General features: G+C 66.3%; 16 protein-coding genes. 8 read left to right on the forward strand and 8 right to left on the reverse strand.

Going from position 1 to position 16964, the window contains the following annotated elements:
* The first annotated feature begins 48 nt into the window (after positions 1-48).
* Together AC59JP_RS16725 and AC59JP_RS16730 are read left to right on the forward strand one after the other, a co-directional pair.
* Positions 49-726 (forward strand): hypothetical protein, encoded by a 678-nt coding sequence (locus AC59JP_RS16725; RefSeq protein ID WP_497326913.1) that lies wholly within the window; start codon positions 49-51, stop codon positions 724-726.
* A 34-nt stretch (positions 727-760) separates the two neighbouring features.
* The gene (locus AC59JP_RS16730; RefSeq protein ID WP_497326914.1) at positions 761-1594 is read left to right on the forward strand and encodes an esterase/lipase family protein; all 834 of its coding nucleotides are present in this window, start codon (positions 761-763) and stop codon (positions 1592-1594) included.
* Positions 1595-1646: 52 nt separating this feature from the next.
* Here the strand turns inward: AC59JP_RS16730 and AC59JP_RS16735 are convergent, their stop codons facing one another.
* The 6 genes from AC59JP_RS16735 to AC59JP_RS16760 all read right to left on the reverse strand — a co-directional run bounded on the left by AC59JP_RS16735 (position 1647) and on the right by AC59JP_RS16760 (position 9054).
* Positions 1647-3095, reverse strand: coding sequence for a carboxylesterase/lipase family protein (locus AC59JP_RS16735; RefSeq protein ID WP_497326915.1), 1449 nt, complete (start codon positions 3093-3095; stop codon positions 1647-1649).
* 88 nt (positions 3096-3183) lie between these two features.
* On the reverse strand, positions 3184-4782 hold the full coding sequence (locus AC59JP_RS16740; protein ID WP_497326916.1) for a 4-coumarate--CoA ligase family protein: 1599 nt from the start codon (positions 4780-4782) through the stop codon (positions 3184-3186).
* Positions 4783-4901: 119 nt separating this feature from the next.
* On the reverse strand, positions 4902-5411 hold the full coding sequence (locus AC59JP_RS16745) for a type III secretion system chaperone family protein (RefSeq protein ID WP_497327098.1): 510 nt from the start codon (positions 5409-5411) through the stop codon (positions 4902-4904).
* A 29-nt stretch (positions 5412-5440) separates the two neighbouring features.
* Positions 5441-6796 (reverse strand): D-inositol-3-phosphate glycosyltransferase, encoded by a 1356-nt coding sequence (mshA, locus tag AC59JP_RS16750; protein WP_497326917.1) that lies wholly within the window; start codon positions 6794-6796, stop codon positions 5441-5443.
* 45 nt (positions 6797-6841) lie between these two features.
* Positions 6842-7681, reverse strand: coding sequence for an alpha/beta fold hydrolase (locus AC59JP_RS16755; RefSeq protein ID WP_497326918.1), 840 nt, complete (start codon positions 7679-7681; stop codon positions 6842-6844).
* A gap of 20 nt (positions 7682-7701) precedes the next feature.
* Positions 7702-9054 (reverse strand): ROK family protein, encoded by a 1353-nt coding sequence (locus tag AC59JP_RS16760; protein ID WP_497326919.1) that lies wholly within the window; start codon positions 9052-9054, stop codon positions 7702-7704.
* Between the two features lie 301 nt (positions 9055-9355).
* On the opposite strand from AC59JP_RS16760, the gene AC59JP_RS16765 reads away from it, so the two are divergent.
* Positions 9356-10258, forward strand: a complete 903-nt coding sequence (locus AC59JP_RS16765; RefSeq protein ID WP_497326920.1) for a TauD/TfdA dioxygenase family protein — start codon at positions 9356-9358, stop codon at positions 10256-10258.
* Between the two features lie 113 nt (positions 10259-10371).
* Complete coding sequence (locus AC59JP_RS16770; protein ID WP_497326921.1) at positions 10372-11118, forward strand: SDR family NAD(P)-dependent oxidoreductase; 747 nt, start codon at positions 10372-10374, stop codon at positions 11116-11118.
* Positions 11119-11138: 20 nt separating this feature from the next.
* Here AC59JP_RS16770 and AC59JP_RS16775 read toward each other — a convergent pair whose 3' ends face one another.
* Positions 11139-12383, reverse strand: a complete 1245-nt coding sequence (locus AC59JP_RS16775) for a L,D-transpeptidase (protein ID WP_497327099.1) — start codon at positions 12381-12383, stop codon at positions 11139-11141.
* Between the two features lie 60 nt (positions 12384-12443).
* Positions 12444-13574, reverse strand: coding sequence for a UDP-N-acetylmuramate dehydrogenase (locus tag AC59JP_RS16780; protein WP_497326922.1), 1131 nt, complete (start codon positions 13572-13574; stop codon positions 12444-12446).
* Between AC59JP_RS16780 and AC59JP_RS16785 the strand changes: the two genes are divergently transcribed.
* The 4 genes from AC59JP_RS16785 to AC59JP_RS16800 are packed head-to-tail and all read left to right on the forward strand — an operon-like array spanning position 13539 to position 16959.
* Positions 13539-15113, forward strand: coding sequence for a Rieske 2Fe-2S domain-containing protein (locus AC59JP_RS16785; RefSeq protein ID WP_497326923.1), 1575 nt, complete (start codon positions 13539-13541; stop codon positions 15111-15113). The genes AC59JP_RS16780 and AC59JP_RS16785 overlap by 36 nt on opposite strands.
* 22 nt (positions 15114-15135) lie before the next feature.
* The gene (locus AC59JP_RS16790; RefSeq protein WP_497326924.1) at positions 15136-15651 is read left to right on the forward strand and encodes a DUF2505 domain-containing protein; all 516 of its coding nucleotides are present in this window, start codon (positions 15136-15138) and stop codon (positions 15649-15651) included.
* The gene (locus AC59JP_RS16795; protein WP_497326925.1) at positions 15651-16157 is read left to right on the forward strand and encodes a DUF2505 domain-containing protein; all 507 of its coding nucleotides are present in this window, start codon (positions 15651-15653) and stop codon (positions 16155-16157) included. Before AC59JP_RS16790 ends, AC59JP_RS16795 begins: the two co-directional genes overlap by 1 nt.
* Before the next feature lies 1 nt (position 16158).
* Positions 16159-16959: a class I SAM-dependent methyltransferase gene (locus AC59JP_RS16800; protein WP_497326926.1), complete on the forward strand. Its 801-nt coding sequence runs from the start codon at positions 16159-16161 to the stop codon at positions 16957-16959.
* The last annotated feature ends 5 nt before the right edge of the window (positions 16960-16964 follow it).

Genomic DNA, 16964 nt, shown 5'->3' on the forward strand with positions numbered 1-16964 from the left:
GGTGCGTCCAAGCGAGCGGGATAAAGACCACACGGCGATGAGAGCAACATGGACTACTTGCAATTCGATCGTGACATCGCGAAGATCCTCGGACGTTATCTGGGCGGGGTGTACTCGGCCGAGACGATTGTGCAGCGGTTCTTCCGCTTGCACAGTCATGTCGCTCGGACGCGCGGCGGTCACGGCCGCCCCGAAGACCAGCAGTGGGTCGACTCACTCGGCCTGACAACGACTCTGCCCAGCGTCGTGTTCAGTGACCTCGAGGATTTCGCCGGCGACTACATGTCGGGTCCGTCGCCTGAATATGCGGCGTCTCCTCCCGATCCACTGGGGTTCACGGAGCCAGAGCTGCGCAGACGCATTCACGACGTGTGGATCCCGCAGATAGTGGAGAAGTACGGCCCCGACTTCGTTCCGATCGAGGCGCCGGATCGCGAGTACCTCGACCGCCGATCAGGGCTCGCGGCCGACCTCGCCGACATCCACCGCCGCTACGCCGAAGGGCTGATATCGGGCCATCGCTTCATCGGCGATGTCTACGACTTTCGATCACGCCGGGACGCGCTGGACGTGCATCATTATCAGTTCGACGCCGCAATCTGGGAGGCCGGTGTTCTCGAAGGGGCGGAAGTCGACGCCGATCGCGACCAATTCACCTACGACGGCAGAGGGCCTGCCCGCCGCAGACTCGCCGCCATCGAAAACGCGTTCCCGGAATTGCGCTGAATTTCGCGATTGGGCATTTCCAGAGCGAGTAATAATGTCCCCCATGCGAACTCGTTGGATTGCTGCCCTGGCCGCCGGCGCGTGGCTCGTCTGCGCCCCAGCTGCGACTGGCGACCCACTTCCGGTCGACTACAACTTCTTCTCGGGAATTCCGCAAGAAATCGCGAATCCCGGTGGATCACTCCCAGGTAGTAACGATTTCTCCTGCAAGCCCACGGCCGAGCACCCCAATCCGGTAATTCTCAGCCACGGCACCGCCGGTGGGCAGCAAACGAACTGGGGCACATACGTCCCGCTGCTGAAGAACGAGGGCTACTGCGTCTTCGCCCTCACCTACGGCGTGCTGCCCGGGCCGTGGCCGATCTCGGCCCTGGGCGGGCTGAGCACGGACGTCGCGGCGAAGGGCGCGCAGTTCGCCGCGTTCGCGGACAGGGTTCTCGCCGCGACCGGTGCCCCGAAGTTCGACGTGGTCGGCCACTCACAGGGCACCGTGATCCCCAGCTACTACGCGCACTTCCTGGGAGGTGCCGACAAAATCGACAAGTACGTCTCGCTGGCACCGTTGTGGAAGAACAGTTCTCCCGCACCGGGTTACGACTGGCTCCGGGAGGTGCCGACGTATCTGCCGTCGATCACGTACACCAACATCATGACGCGGTACGACGAAGTGGTCGTTCCCTACACCGACGGGTACGTCGAGGCCCCGAACGCCACCAACATCGTTGTCCAGGACACCTGCGACCAGGACTTCTCCGAACATGCGGGCATCGCCGGATCGCCGCGCGCGGCCGCCTTCGTGCTGAACGCTCTCGACCCGGCGCATCCGCGGCCGGTGCCCTGCGTGTTCGTCCCGCCGTTCACGGGCTGAGCTGTTCACGGGCTGAGTAGTTCACGGGCTGAGTAGTTCACGGGCTGAGAAGTTACCGCACCCCGTCCCACACCTCACGCGTTGCGGCAGCGGGATCGTCGACGGTTCCGCCGGGGAAGAATTTGACCGTGCGCTCCGGGCCGTACAGATCCCAGCCGGGCTTGCCGTCGAGGACGAAATCGACCCACGCGCGGTGCATCTCGTCCGCCAACTCCTGCGGCGGGTTCGGCCCTGCGATACCCGCGGAACCGTCGAGGTTGTCGAAGGCGAACCCGATCTCCAGCGCGTGGCAGGCGCCGAGCTTGCCGTCGAACAGCGGTGAGCGCCACGAGAACTCGTAGACGTACGACGCCTGGTTCTCGGCGATGCGCAGCGCAGGGATGCGGAACACCCAGTCGGTCATCACCGCCATCAGCAGCTCGCCCGCGGATGCGTTGGGCATGGCCTCGCGGTAGACGGCCAGGACCTTCTCGACGTCGGCGCCGTACCCGGCGAGCGTCATCGCCACCATGTCGTCGGTGACGTGCTCGGTGACACCGGCGGGAACGAGGAACAGCGCGATCTCCTCGGTGTTGCTGCCGATCAGAACGTCGACAAGGGCACCCTCTCCACGGAGAATGCGGTCGATGGGCCGTTCCGGCACGACGTCGCCGTCGATGTGCGGTTCGAAGGCCATGGTGTTGCGGGCGACCTCACCCCACTTCGTGGGCTCCTGCGCAACACTGGCCGACACCTTCGCCTGTGCAGCAACGAGATCCGCGGGCGACACCGTCGCGAGGCCGTCGACCGTCGCGGGAACGCCTGCGGCCGACGACAGCGCGTCGGCAACTTTCGCCGCCGACTCCGCCGAGATGACGTGATGCCCGGCGCCGCTCTGCAGGATTGCCCGCGTGAAGAGACCATCGGCTCGCGGCATCGACATGAGCGTGGCGACGCTCATGGCGCCGGCCGACTCACCCATGATCGTGACCGTCGTCGGGTCTCCGCCGAACAACGCGATGTTGGCCTGCACCCACTCGAGCGCGGCCACCTGATCGAGCAAGCCGCGGTTGTCGGGCGCGCCCTCGATACGCGCGAATCCCTCTGCGCCGAGCCGATAGTTGATGGACACGAACACGACTCCGTCACGCGCGAAGGCGGCTCCGTCGTACGTCGCGATGGCACCGTTTCCGTTGACGAACGCGCCGCCGTGAATCCACACGAGCACCGGCGCGGACCCGGTGAGGTCGGCGGTCCAGACATTGAGGTTCAGGCAGCCGTCACCCTCGACCACCGGCGCGGGCAGGATGGCGTCCGTCGGCGGCAGATAGCCAGGAGCAGGCGGGGTGGGTCCGAAATCGCCGGCGTCGAACTCGCCCTCCCATGCGGGTGGTGCCGTCGGCTCGCGAAAACGGTTGGCGCCGAACGGGGCCTGAGCGTAGGGCACACCCTTGAAGGAGGCGATGCCGTCCGCCTCGCGTCCTCGGAGGGTTCCCTGGGCAATGTCAACGGTGACGTACATGGTTCCTGTCTACACTCGCCTGTCCACGATGGAGAAACACCGGCGCGCCACCCGTATCGGGCGACGCGCCGGTTGTTCTGGGGAAAAACTAGTGAGCCTTCTCCTGCGCGCGGAGGTCCTTGCGCAGAATCTTGCCCGACGCCGACTTCGGTACGACGTCGATGAACTCGACACGACGCACCTTCTTGTGCGGCGACACCTTCTCGGAGACGAAGCTCATCACCTCGTCTTCGGACAGTTCGGCGCCCTGCTGGAGCACGACGAACGCCTTCGGAACTTCCTCGCCCTCGTCGTCGAGCACACCGATGACGGCGGCGTCGGCGATCTGCGGGTGAGTCAGGAGCAGCGATTCGAGCTCGGCGGGCGGCACCTGGTAGCCCTTGTACTTGATCAGTTCCTTGAGCCGGTCGACGATCGAGACGCAGCCGCGCCCGTCTACGACGGCGATGTCACCGGTGTGCAGGTAGCCGTCCGAGTCGAGCGTCTCTGCCGTCGCCTCGTCGTTGCCCAGGTAGCCGACCATGACGTTCGGGCCCTTGACCCAGAGCTCACCGGGCTCGCTGACCTGATCGGATCCGGCTTCCGGGTACGCGACCTCTTCCCCGGTGGCGGGGTCGACGATCTTGTTCTCCGAATTGGCCACGGCGACACCGCAACTGCTCAGCGGCATGTCGTCGCCGTCGAACGGAATGGAGTGCGACACCGGGCTGAGCTCGCTCATGCCGTAGCCCTGGCGGACCTTGGTGTGCAGCCGCTTCGCGACGGCGTTGCCGAGGTTCTCGTCGAGCGCCGCGGCACCGGAGAACACGCAGCGAACGCTCGAGATGTCGTACTTGTCGACGAGCGGATGCTTGGCCAACGCGACCGCCACGGGCGGCGCGATGAAGAGGTAGGTGATCTTCTTCTCGGTGGTGAGCGAGAGGAACTGCTCGAGGTCGAACCTCGGCATCGTGACCAGCGACGCACGGACCTTCAGGCCCAGGTTGAGCAGCACGGTCATGCCGTAGATGTGGAAGAACGGCAGCACCGCGAGTAGCACGTCGTCGTGATCGGCGCCCATACGGGGTTGAATCTGCGAGACGTTCGCGACGAGGTTGCGGTGCGTCAGCATCACACCCTTGGGGCGACCCGTGGTGCCAGACGAGTAGGGCAGAACCGCGAGATGTGTTGCAGGGTCGAAACTCACGTCGGGGGCGGGGGCGCCCTCGGTGAGCAGATCCTTCAGCGACGGATGCCCCTCGGCGCCGTCGAGCACGATCACGTTCTCGGCGGCGATGCCGACGGCGTCCGCGGCGGCCTTCGCCTGCGGCAGCAGCGGAGACACCGTGAAAATCATCTTCGCCTTGGAGTCGGTGAGCTGCTTGCCGATGTCCTCGGCGGTGTAGAGCGCGTTGATCGTGGTGGCAATCGCACCGGCACGGAGGATGCCGTGGAACACCGACCCGAAGGCAGGCACGTTGGGTGAATGCACCGCAACCACGTCACCGACGGCGATGCCACGATTCGCGAGAGCGCCTGCCACACCGTTGATCTGACGGATCAGAGTCTCGTAATCGGTGACCGCACCGGACGAGCCGTCGACGAGTGCGGGCCGTGCCAGATCCTCGTCGGCGATGTCGCCGAACAGAAAGTCGTAGACACTCTTGTTCGGAATCTCGACGTCTGGAAACGGACTCTTGAAGCTCATGGGACTCCTTAGCGGCGGTGCATTAGGACGCGGGTGCCACGAGAATACTGTGTCGGCTCGACACAGATAACTCGGGTGACACCCGTCACAGCATGTCCGATATTACCTGTCCCCCGAAGCTACGAGCCTTTCATCGCCGAACCGGTCCACGGATCCACCGGCCCGTCCGAGTTCACGAGATGCTCGAACGCCTCGAGGTTCTTGAGCGGCTCGCCCCGCGAGACACGCCACTTCCATTCGCGCCGAATCGATTCCGCGAATCCGAGCTCGAGCAAGGTGTTGAAGTCGCCGTCCGAGGCCTCGAGAACCTGACCGAGAACGCGGTCCAGCTCGTCTGCGGTCACAGCATGAGTCGACATACCCCCGACCAGGTAGATGTCGCCCAGCTTGTCGATCGTGTAGTGCACACCGTAGAGCCGGCGATTTCGCCGCAGCAGGAACCGGTAGACACCCTCGAAGTTCTCGTCGGGCTTGCGGCACACGAACGCCTCGATGCGCAGACCGTGATTGCCTACGGTCAGCATCGCGCTGGTGACCAGGCGGCGCTCACCGGGAAGCTCGACGACGAACTCGTTGTCCTTGACCCGGCTGTGATCGAGTCCGCGGTCCTTCAGGACCTCGGCGATCAGCCCACTCAGATCGGCAATTCTGGTATCAGTCACAGACTCTTCACTCCCTGTCTTCGCAACCGCCACACACCTCGTGGTCGGCGAGGCGAGAACTCCCCCGACGGCCGTTGACCATCACCGGTCTGCGCAACCACACCACCGAAGTGCTGCGCCGCACGCTGATAGGTGTCGAGCAGAGCATCGGCCGTGTGCTCCCACGAGAAGTTCCGGGCGTGTTTCGGGGCATTCGTTGCCATGCGTGCGCGCAGACGATCGTCGGCGAGCAACGAGCCGATGACGCTGGCCCATTCCAGCGGATCATGGCTCGGGACAAGCGCTCCCGTCTCGCCGCCGCGCACGGCGACACCGAGACCGCCGACGTCGGCCGCGACGACCGGGGTTCCACACGCCTGCGCCTCGATGGCGACCAGCCCGAACGATTCCGAATAACTGGGCACCGCAACGAGATCCGACGCTCGGTACACGTCGGCGAGGCGGTGTGGCGGCTGCGGCGGAAGAAAGGTGACGATCGACGAAATCCCCAGGGACGACGCCAGCTCGATCAACGAATCCGGTCGCTCCAATCCGGTTCCCGAGGGACCGCCGACGACCAGAATGCGCAGCGGCAGTTGCGGTTCGCGGCGATGCAGCTCCGCAGCAGCGGCCAGGAGAACGTCAGGAGCCTTCAGCGGCTGGATGCGGCCCACGAACGTGACGACGGTCTCGTTCGGGTCGAGTCCCACCGCGGCACGTGCGCGCGCACGGTCGCCGGGATTGAACACCTCGAGATCAGCGCCCGGAGCAACCACGTCGATCTTGTCCGGGTCGGCGCCGTACACCTCGATCAGCGACTTGGCCTCGTCGATAGTATTGGCAGTCAGGCGATCTGCCTCCTCGACCACCTGCTTCTCGCCGATCTCGCGTGACGCCGATTCGGGCTTGTCACCCGCGGCGAGCGACGCGTTCTTCACAGCGGCCAACGTGTGTGCGGTGTGCACCAGCGGGACTCGCCATCGATCGCGTGCGAGCCACCCCACCTGACCTGAGAGCCAGTAGTGCGAATGAATGACGTCGTAGTAGCCGGGCTCGTGGCGGGCCTCTTCGCGCAGCACGCCGGCAGCGAAGGCACACAGCTGCGTCGGCAGGTCGTGCTTGTCGAGTCCCTCGAACGGTCCCGCGGCAATGTTGCGAACCAGCACCCCGGGCGCCGCCTCGAACGCCGCGACGTCCTTCGACGACGTGGCCCGGGTGAAGATCTCCACCTCGACTCCGCGGGCGGCCATCTGCTGCGCCGTCTGAAGGATGTAGACGTTCATGCCACCGGCATCGCCCGTCCCCGGCTGAGCCAGAGGTGACGTGTGCAGCGACAGAACAGCAACACGCTCGGGACGGTGAGTGCGGGCCACTCGACCAGTGTGCCCTGTGCGCGATCACCGCCCCCAGAGGGGCGGTTATCGCGCACAGGGCGCGAGCGCCTCCACGAACCCCGTCACCTCGGCGACGAACCTCTCGGGGTCGGCGACGAACGGACCGTGGTCGACGCCCTCCCACCACGACCCCTGCGCCTTCGTGATGAGCGATGCGGTCCATCGACCTGCAGAGACGTCGACGACCCGGTCGTCGGTGCCGTGGATGACCAGCGTGGGGACGTCGAGTTCGGTCAGCATCTCGTCGTGCGAGACAGCCCGGTCGAAGACGGCGGCCCGCACGCGCGGACGCGTCGACAAACTTGCCCCGAACAGCGCCTGCGCCCGCTCGCCCAGACCCTCGCCCGGCCCGGTGAGGGCGTTGCCGAAGCTTCCCAGTGCGCGGATGGCCTCACGAGAGTTCTCCGACATCGCACCGGGCACCGCGGCCCGCATCGCCGGCCCGACGCGTCCGCCCTGCTCACCGCGTCCGATGCTCGTGACTGCACCCACCAGAACGAGCCCGGCCACCGCGTCCGAGCCGAAGACCGACAGGTAGTCGCAGACGACGAGCCCGCCGTAGGACCAGCCGAGCAGGACTGCGCCGGACTCCACGCTCTCCTGCGCCAGCACGGCGGCGACGTCACCGGCCCACAGCGTCGAGTCGTCATAGCCACTGAGCGGGGCGCCCGAGTACCCGTGACCTCGCAGATCGACGGCGATGACCCGGTACTGCTGCGTCAGCGGGTCGGTGACCTTCTCGCCCCAGCACGCCATCGACTGTGCCCAGCCGTGAAGCAGCACGATCGGACGACCGTCGCGCGGCCCGTCGACGCGGTAGACGATGGAGGTTCCGTCGGGTCCGAAGGCTTCTCTGATAGGCACCGAGTCAGACTAGAACCCGGTCACGCAAGAACGGCCTCGGCTTTGCGCATCGCGCCGATCGGGTCGCTGTAGAGGGGGCTGAGCGAGACCGTCGCCGCGGCGTATTCCTGGACCCGGCTGCCGAACCCCGACACCCGCAGGTCCGTCCGCGGCAACACGCTGCACGCGGCGAACGCCTCGCCGACGTGCGGCAGTCCCGGCTGGTACTCGGAGAACGCCTGGCCCCCGAGCAGAACACGGTCGGGGTTGAACAGGTCGTGCAGTACGGCCAGCGTTCGCCCGAGGATCTCGGCGCGCTCCACCAGAATGCGATGTACGGCAAGCGAACCGGACCGAGCAGCGGCGTAGACCGCAGCGATCGACGCTCCGGCGTCCACCACACCTGCGCGGCGCGCGGACTCCACCACGGAGCGGTCGCTCACCGACGCTTCGAGGCATCCGGTGCGCCCGCACGTGCACTGCGCCGACGAGCCGGTCGGCAGGTGCGCGATGGAGCCGGGCCCGCTCGACGGGGTGTGCACCCGTCCGTCGATCGTGATGGCGACGCCGACCATCTCGCGGGCGTAGAAGTACAGGGACGAGCCGGTGTCGGGCCTGCGTCCCGGCGCGAGCAGCAGCTCCGACGCGGCCATCGCCTCGACGTGCGGAGACACCGACACCGGAAGACCGAGCCGTTCGCCGAGCACCGCTCCGACAGGTGCATCCACCCACCCGAGCCGAGGGTGGTCGGCGGTGCCGGCGGCGGCGTCGACGCGTCCACCCAGGGCCACCCCGACCCACAGCGGGCGACGCTTGTGCCACCGGGCGGCGAAGGCCTGCGCGCTGGCGGCGATGGTCTCGAGGGCCTGCGTTCCATTGCGGGGAGGCCGGAGGCCGGTCGTTGTTTGATTGCGGGAAGGCCGGAGGCCGGTCGTTGTTTGATTGCGGGAAGGCCGGAGGCCGGTCGTGGCATCTGCCGGTGTTGCAATGTCGACGGCGCCGAGGATGCGGCCGCGGAGATCGGCGGCGACGATGCCGGTGGTCACGGACCCGATGTGGATGCCGATGGTCAGGTACGGCTCGTGATCGATCTCGACCGGCACTCGGGGACGTCCGATCGCGCCGGACGCCACCAGGTCGGCGCGTTCGCGCAGCAGGCCGGATGCAACGAGCGCGGAGACCTGGCGGTTGACGGTGGCGGTCGAGACTCCCGAACTACGGGCGATGACGTCACGCGAGACCGGACCTTCCAGCAGCGCGGTACGCAGCACGGCCGATGCCGGGGTGCCGGACAGCTTCAGATCGGGCGCCACGATTCGTGCTCGCGAACGCCGCAGCGGAGACCGGGCGGGAACAGGGTCGGCAGACGTGACAGGGAAAGTCGTGACAGACATGGCTGGTCCTCGAAGTCGGTGCGAACTGATGACGCGCAGCCGACCACCGATTCGTGAACCGAACCGACAGTCAGCGGCAGAGACAACCGTTCGGACAACACAACTCACGGGCCAAGGGCAGCCGGGATCCCAACGCGGCGGTCACGTAGGTGACGCGGGGTCCGGTTGCCATGGCACAAAACTAGCACTCGTCGGCGTTTGTGCTGTTCGGGGAGGTTTCGCTCACGCTGAGCGAAACCCTTCTCGAGATGCGCAGACCATGTTTACGTCGGATGATGAGCTTCGTCGAAAGGGTCCACTCATGAGCACCTCTGCACTGTCGGTCGTCAAACTGGGCGCGAACATCGGCGCGCGTATCGACGGTGTGATCCTCGGAGGACATCTCGACGCATTTACGGTGCGCTCGATCAACGACGCGTTGCTCGAGCACAAGGTGATCTTCTTCCGCGACCAGCATCATCTGGACGAGGAGTCGCAGTACGAGTTCGCCGGGCTTCTCGGGACACCGACCACCGCGCACCCGACGGTGACCTCACGCGGAAACCGGTCTCTCGCAATCGATTCCGAATACGACCGCGCCGACAGCTGGCACACCGACGTCACCTTCGTCGATCGCATCCCCAAAGCGTCCGTCCTGCGGGCGGTCACGCTCCCCGCCTACGGCGGAACCACGGCGTGGGCGTCGACAACCGCTGCGTACGAACAACTTCCGGCGCCCCTGAAGGCTCTCGCCGACAACCTGTGGGCCGTGCACACCAACGTCTACGACTACGCCGCCACCTCGGCAGAGCAGAGCGTGTCGAGCAAAGCCGAGAAGTACCGCAACGAGTTTCGCGCGCAGTATTTCGAGACGGAGCACCCGGTGGTGCGCGTGCACCCGGAGACCGGTGAACGCACGATCCTGCTGGGGCACTTCGCCCGCAGCCTGGTCGGGTTGAGTACCAAGGAGTCCGGGGCCATCTTCGAGGTGCTCCAGGATCGGGTCACCCGGCTCGAGAACACCATCCGCTGGTCGTGGCAACCCGGCGACGTCGCGATGTGGGACAACCGCGCCACCCAGCACTACGCCGTCTCCGACTACGACGATCAGTACCGCCGCATGGAACGCATCACCCTCGCCGGTGACGTACCGGTGAGCGTGAGCGGCGAGCGGTCGCGCGTGAAGGCCGGGGATGCGTCGGGGTATTCGTCGATCGCGAGCTAGCGCAGGCCGCTGGACCCAACCCGCCGGACCCAACCCGCCGGACCCAATGTGACATTCGGTCCACCGGTGCAACCGAATGCGTCATTGGGTCGGCCGAAAGTAGGGTTTGCACCATGACCAGTTCATCGCAGCCCACCGCCGTCGTGACCGGAGCCAGCTCGGGCATCGGCGAGGCAACCGCCCGCAAGCTTGCTGCCGACGGGTTCCACGTGGTCGTCGGAGCGCGACGCGTCGACCGGCTCGAGAAGCTCGCCGAGGAGATCGGCGGCACCGCGCTGCAGCTCGACGTCACCGATGAGGATTCGGTGGCCGCGTTCACCTCGGTGCTGCCGAAGGTCGACGTGCTGGTCAACAACGCCGGCGGCGCCAAAGGATTGGCGACCGTGCTGGACGCCGACCTCGACGACTGGCGCTGGATGTGGGAGACCAACGTCATGGGCACGCTGCGCATGACGAAGGCGCTACTGCCCAAGCTGATCGAATCCGGCGACGGCCTCGTCGTCACCATCACCTCGATCGCCGCGTTCGAGACCTACGACAACGGCGGCGGGTACACCTCGGCCAAGCATGCTCAGGGTGTTCTGCACCGCACGCTGCGCGGCGAACTGCTCGGCAAGCCGGTGCGCCTGACCGAAATTGCGCCCGGAGCCGTCGAGACGGAGTTCTCCCTGGTGCGCTTCGAGGGCGACGAGGACAAGGCCGCGAAGGTCTACGACGGCATCGATCCGCTGGTCGCCGCGGACATCGCCGAGGTCATCGGCTTCGTGGCTTCACGCCCGTCGCACGTCGACCTCGACACCATCGTCATCAGGCCTCGGGATCAGGCGCCGGGCGCCGGGTCGCGGTTCTCGCGTACCTGACGTTCTGACGCCCGCGACGGTTATCCGCCCGGATTGACGGCCGGCGCAGTGGTCGAGGGCGCAGTGGTCGTGGGAGCGGCGGTGGTGGACGTGGCAGCCCCACCCGCCGGCAGCGCGCTCATGGACTGCCAGGTCGGCCAGTCGATGGCCCAGTCGTAGATGTCGCCGTCGGCCGCGCTCAATTCGATTCGGGTACCGGTGACCTCGACCGGATCGCCGTACACGGCCATCTGGAAGTAGGTCTGCGCGTCCTCGGTCGAGAGGTTGATGCACCCGTTGGTGACGTTGGACGACCCCTGCACGCCGGTGGTCAGCGGGTTGGCGTGGATGAACTCGCCGTTGTTCGAGATGCGGGTGGCCCATCGCTCGCGCACGTTCGTGTAGTACGGCGGGTTCGACATCATGAAGTCTTCGTACTTCTCGGTGACGACGTGGATGCCGGAACGCGTGACGTTGCGGTCCTCGTTGCCTTCGCCGTAACTCACGGGTATGTCCATGACCGTCTGCCCGTCACGCACCACCTGCATGCGGTGGCTGGTCGCGTCGGCCTTCACGATCTGGGCGGCACCGATGCTGAAGTCGAGGGTGACGTCGGAGTCGCCGTACGCGCCGCCGCCGTAGTTCACGCCGTAGAGCTTGGCGTCGACCTTCACGGTGGTTCCAGGGACCCAGTAGTTCTGCGGGCGCCAGTGGATGCGCGATCCACCGTCGTCGGGCAGCCAGGCCCACGAGCCGACGGTGGGCGGGTTCGTGGTGACGGTGAGCGCCTTCTCGACGGCCGCCTTGTCGACGATCGCGTCGTCGAACTTCAGGATGATCGGGGCGGCGACGCCCACGACCTGGCCGTCACCGATGTTCGTGTTGACCGACGTGCGCGACGCGGGGGTGACCGTGGTGAAGCTGCCGGTGACCGGGACCTGCTTCTTGTCGCTGCCGAGGGCGGTGCCCGACCAGTTGTAGGTGGCGCCGTAGCCGAGCGGCTCCGAGACGGTGAAGACCGTGCCCGCGGGGTTGAGCGCCCCGGTGACGACGGTGCCGTCGGCATTGGTCAGCGCGACGTTCTCGAGGACTCCGTCGGTGACGGTCAGCGTGACGGGGGCGGTGGGACTCACGTCGGCCGCGCCGTCGGCCGGATCGGACGTCACCTTCGCCACCGGAGCGGCCTCGGTGGTGGTGGCACCGGCGCCCGACGACGTCGAATCGCCGCCGCCGATCGTGCAGCCTGCAAGCAGAGCCGCCACTGCAACGAGGGCCGTCACCCACAAGAGAACTGTTCTCGAAAGTCGCTGTTGCACAGGACCACGGTACCTGCGCCCACCGACGTTTCAGTCCAGCGAACAGTTCACCAAGCGGCATTCGGGCGTCAGTGTGACGCCGTATCGCTCCTGCACACCGGCGCGGACGTGACCGGCCAGAGCCATGACATCGGCCGTTGTCGCTCCCCCGCGATTGGTGATCGCGAGGACGTGCCGGCCGGAGAGTGTGACGGTTCCGGCGCCGAAGTCGGCGCCGTATCCCCGGTGGAAACCGGCGTGCTCGATGAGCCACGCGGCGGAGAGCTTGGTGCCCTTGGGGTCGTCGAACTGCGGCGCGTCGCGCGCGGCCTCCGGCACCTCGGTGAGCACCGGGTTGAGGAAGAAGGAGCCGACGCTCCAGGTGTCGTGATCGGCCGGGTTCAGCACCATCCCGCGCTCGCCGCGCAGCTCCAGAACGGCTTTGCGCACGTCACGAGCGGGAACTCGGTCGCCGATCGAGACACCGAGCCGGTCGGCCAGCGCCGCGTAGCGCACCGGATGCGATGTCTCGCTGCGCTGCAGACGGAACACCACGTCCAGCACCACGTAGCGGTCGGTGTACTTGAACGCCGACGATCGGTGGCTGCCGAAACCGCACCGCGCGTTGTCCCAGACCTCGACGTCGCCGCTCTCGCGGTCGAGGATCGTCACGGTTTCGAGCGTCTCCGACACGGTCGACCCGTAAGCGCCGACGTCCTGAATGGGCGTGCCGCCGGTGGACCCCGGAATGCCCGAGAGCGCTTCGAGACCGGCGAGCCCGGCATCGAGGGCTGCGAGCACCACTGTGTCCCATTCGACACCCGCGTCGACGATCACACGGTCACCGTCGACGACGAGTGACGAGGTGGCGATCTTGACGACGGTTCCGTCGAACCCGGCGTCTCCGACCAGGAGGTTGGACCCACCGCCGATCACCAGCAAAGACTTCCCGGCCGCGCGGACCGCCTCGACCACCGCATCCGTCGACTCGGCGACGATCAGCTGCCGCGCCGGACCGCCCACACGCATCGTCGTCAAATCCGCAAAAGTGCTCGTCACGCTCGAAGACGCTACCCGCGTGGTCCGACACCCTCTTCTCGTCCGATTACCATCGACACAGGGGAGAAAAACTATCGGAGGATTCACGTGCAGGTCACCAGCGTCGGACACGCCGGTTTTCACATCAGTACGAGCGCCGGAACCATTCTGTGCGACCCGTGGGTCAATCCGGCGTACTTCGCGTCGTGGTTCCCGTTCCCGGACAACTCCGAACTGGACTGGGACACCCTCGGTGACTGCGACTACCTCTACGTCTCCCACCTGCACAAGGACCACTTCGACCCGAAGCACCTCGCGGAGCATGTGAACAAGGACGCCGTCGTGCTGCTGCCGGACTACCCGGTACCGGATCTGCGCCGCGAGCTCGAGGCGCTGGGCTTCCACACGTTCTTCGAGACCACGGATTCGGTCAAGCACACGGTGTCGGGTCCCAAGGGCGATCTCGACGTCATGATCATCGCGCTGCGCGCACCCGCCGACGGCCCGATCGGCGACTCGGGTCTGGTTGTCTCCGACGGCGAGACCGTCGCCTTCAACATGAACGACGCCCGCCCGGTCGACCTGGACATGATGACCGAGGCGTTCGGGCACATCGACGTGCACATGCTGCAGTACTCGGGCGCAATCTGGTACCCGATGGTCTACGACATGCCTCAGCGGGCCAAGGACGCTTTCGGTACGCAGAAGCGTCAGCGGCAGATGGACCGATGCCGTCAGTACATCGAGCAGGTCGACGCGACGTGGGTCATTCCGTCCGCCGGCCCGCCGTGTTTCCTCGACGACGACCTGCGCGGACTCAACGACGTCTACGGCGACCCCGCGAACATCTTCCCCGACCAGATGGTGTTCCTCGACCAGATGCGGCAACACGGCAAGGACAACGGCCTGCTGATGATGCCGGGTACGACGGCGGACCTGACCGGGTCGACCTTGAACGCGTTGTCGCACCCGCTGCCCACCGACGAGGTCGAAGCCATCTTCACCACCGGCAAGGCCGACTACATCGAGGCGTACGCGCAGCGGAAGGCCGGAGTGTTGGCCGAGGTCAAGGCTGGGTGGGCGCCGGCGACCGGTGAGCCGCTGCTGGAACCGCTCAAGGCCCTCTTCGAGCCGATCATGGCGCAGACGGATCAGATCTCGGACGGGATCGGATATCCCGTGGTGCTGAACACGGGTACCGAGCATGTAGTGCTCGATTTTCCGAAACGTATTGTGCGAGAGCCGATTCAGGACGAGAAGTTCCGGTACTCGTTCGAGATCCCTGCGGAACTGGTGCGGACCGTCCTGCGCGACGACGAGCCGGACTGGGTCAACTCGATCTTCCTGTCGACGCGGTTCAAGGCCAAGCGCGTGGGCGGTTACAACGAGTTCCTGTACACCTTCTTCAAGTGCCTCACCGACGAGCGGATCGCCTACGCGGACGGTTGGTTCGCCGAGGCGCACGACGACACGGCGACGATCGTGAAGGACGGGTGGGAAATTCAGCGCCGCTGCCCCCACCTCAAAGCCGACCTGTCGAAGTTCGGGATCGTGGACGGCACCACACTCACCTGCAACCTTCACGGGTGGGACTGGAACCTCGAGACGGGGAAGTGCCTGACGTCGAAGGGGCATGAACTCAGGAGCGCGCGGGTAGGCCGGAGGCCGGTCGGGAATGAATAGGTCAGCACGATAGATTTTCTGCATGCCTCGTAAGTTCGATCACACCTCCACGTCCACGCACTCCGTCAGCGCCGTCCATGCGGCGTTCACGTCCGAGCAGTACTGGAGGGACCGCACGGAGGCCGTCGGCGGACCGAACGCCGAGCTGTTGTCGGTCACGGTGGAGGGCGAGGACCCGGACACGCGCACCGTGCGAATCGAGCTGAAGCAGGCCATCGCCGAGGACCTGTTGCCGAGCGCGATCACCGCGATCCGGCCCGGTGACCTCATCATCAACCGTGTGGAATCCTGGGGTTCGGTCGACGCTCAGGGCTCGGCCGGCACGTTCGAGGCCAACGTCGAGGGCGCACCCGCGGGCCTGCGGGGCACGCTGACTTTGGCGAACAAGGGATCGGGATCGACCTTCACCACCAACGGTGCGGCCGAGGTGAAGGTGCCGATCTTCGGCGGAAAGATCGAGTCGGCGGTGATCGAGCAGGTTCTGCAGCTCATCGACGCCGAACACGAATTCACCGAGGAGTGGGTGGGACAGCACTGATGGCTCGCAAGATGAACTACTCGGCCCGCCTGCCGTTCACCACCGAGCAGGTGTACGACGCGCTGCGCTCGCGCGATTACTGGGACGCGATCATCGAGGAGATGCGTAAGTACTCGCACAACGAGATGAAGACGTTCGAGGTGAGCGACGCCGGTATCGACATCACCATGCTGCACACGATTCCGCGTACCGAGTTGCCGGACATCGCGCAGACGGTGATGAAGAAGGACATGATCATCACTCGCAACATCCACTACGACGCGTACGGCGAGACCACCGCCGGGAAGTACGACGCGTCCATCCCCGCCGGGCCGGGCAGCCTCACGGGCGTCGTGTCCCTGTTCTCCACCGACGCCGGGTCGACGTTGCGCACGACCTCCGAGGCGAAGGTGTACCTGCCGTTCATCGGCGGCAAGCTCGAGCAGCTCATGCTGGTGAACCTCGTCGACCTGTGGCGCGGCGAGGGTGAAGTGACCGAGACCTACCTGAAGACGAAGCACGCCTGATGTGAAACCGCCGCGGGAAGGCCGGAGGCCGGCCGGTCAACCCGAGGGCGTGATCACCCGTGGCACGACGGGGATCAACCGGCTCCGGCGCAGCGACCGCTGGCTGATGCACAGTCCCGCGATCCGCGAGCTGCTGACCGCTGCGGACGACCCGTTGGTGGTCGACCTCGGCTACGGCGCGAGCCCGACGACGACGCTCGAACTCGCTCGGCGCCTGCGCACCGTCCGCTCCGACCTCCGCATGGTCGGCCTCGAAATCGACCCGGCCCGAGTGGTGCCCGGAAGCGAGGGAGTCGACTTCGCCCGCGGCGGCTTCGAACTCGCGGGCCTGCACCCGATCCTGGTGCGAGCGTTCAACGTGCTGCGCCAGTACCCCGAAGAGGCCGTCGACGGCGCGTGGACACGCATCACCTCGGCCATGGCGCCCGGCGGAATGCTGATCGACGGAACGTGCGACGAACTGGGCCGACGGTCCATCTGGATCACCGTCACCGCCGACGGCCCGCAGACCGTGACCTTCGCGTGGGACCCGTTCACCGTCCCCCGACCCTCCGACCTCGCGGAACGGCTACCGAAAGCGCTGATCCACCACAATGTTCCCGGCCAGCCCGTGCACGAGCTGCTGGTCGCGGCCGATCGTGCGTGGGACACAGCCGCCCCACTCGCGCCTTTCGGGCCCCGGGTGAGGTGGCGGGAAGCGTCGAAGATCTTGGGGGTGGGACTTCAGGGGGTGGAGATTCCGCGAAGACGGTTGCGGGACAACATCCTTCATGTTCCATGGAAGACCGTTTCACCCAGCTGACCGTA

The organism is Rhodococcus sp. 320_ES (assembly GCF_059691855.1).

Excerpts from the sequence above, each read along its gene's own strand:
- AC59JP_RS16795 (WP_497326925.1), top strand. The coding sequence starts at position 15,651 with ATGGCTCGCAAGATGAACTACTCGGCCCGCCTGCCGTTCACCACCGAG.
- AC59JP_RS16740 (WP_497326916.1), bottom strand. The coding sequence starts at position 4,782 with ATGAGCTTCAAGAGTCCGTTTCCAGACGTCGAGATTCCGAACAAGAGT.
- AC59JP_RS16770 (WP_497326921.1), top strand. The coding sequence starts at position 10,372 with ATGACCAGTTCATCGCAGCCCACCGCCGTCGTGACCGGAGCCAGCTCG.
- AC59JP_RS16725 (WP_497326913.1), top strand. The coding sequence starts at position 49 with ATGGACTACTTGCAATTCGATCGTGACATCGCGAAGATCCTCGGACGT.
- AC59JP_RS16730 (WP_497326914.1), top strand. The coding sequence starts at position 761 with ATGTCCCCCATGCGAACTCGTTGGATTGCTGCCCTGGCCGCCGGCGCG.
- AC59JP_RS16790 (WP_497326924.1), top strand. The coding sequence starts at position 15,136 with ATGCCTCGTAAGTTCGATCACACCTCCACGTCCACGCACTCCGTCAGC.
- AC59JP_RS16760 (WP_497326919.1), bottom strand. The coding sequence starts at position 9,054 with ATGTCTGTCACGACTTTCCCTGTCACGTCTGCCGACCCTGTTCCCGCC.
- AC59JP_RS16765 (WP_497326920.1), top strand. The coding sequence starts at position 9,356 with ATGAGCACCTCTGCACTGTCGGTCGTCAAACTGGGCGCGAACATCGGC.
- AC59JP_RS16735 (WP_497326915.1), bottom strand. The coding sequence starts at position 3,095 with ATGTACGTCACCGTTGACATTGCCCAGGGAACCCTCCGAGGACGCGAG.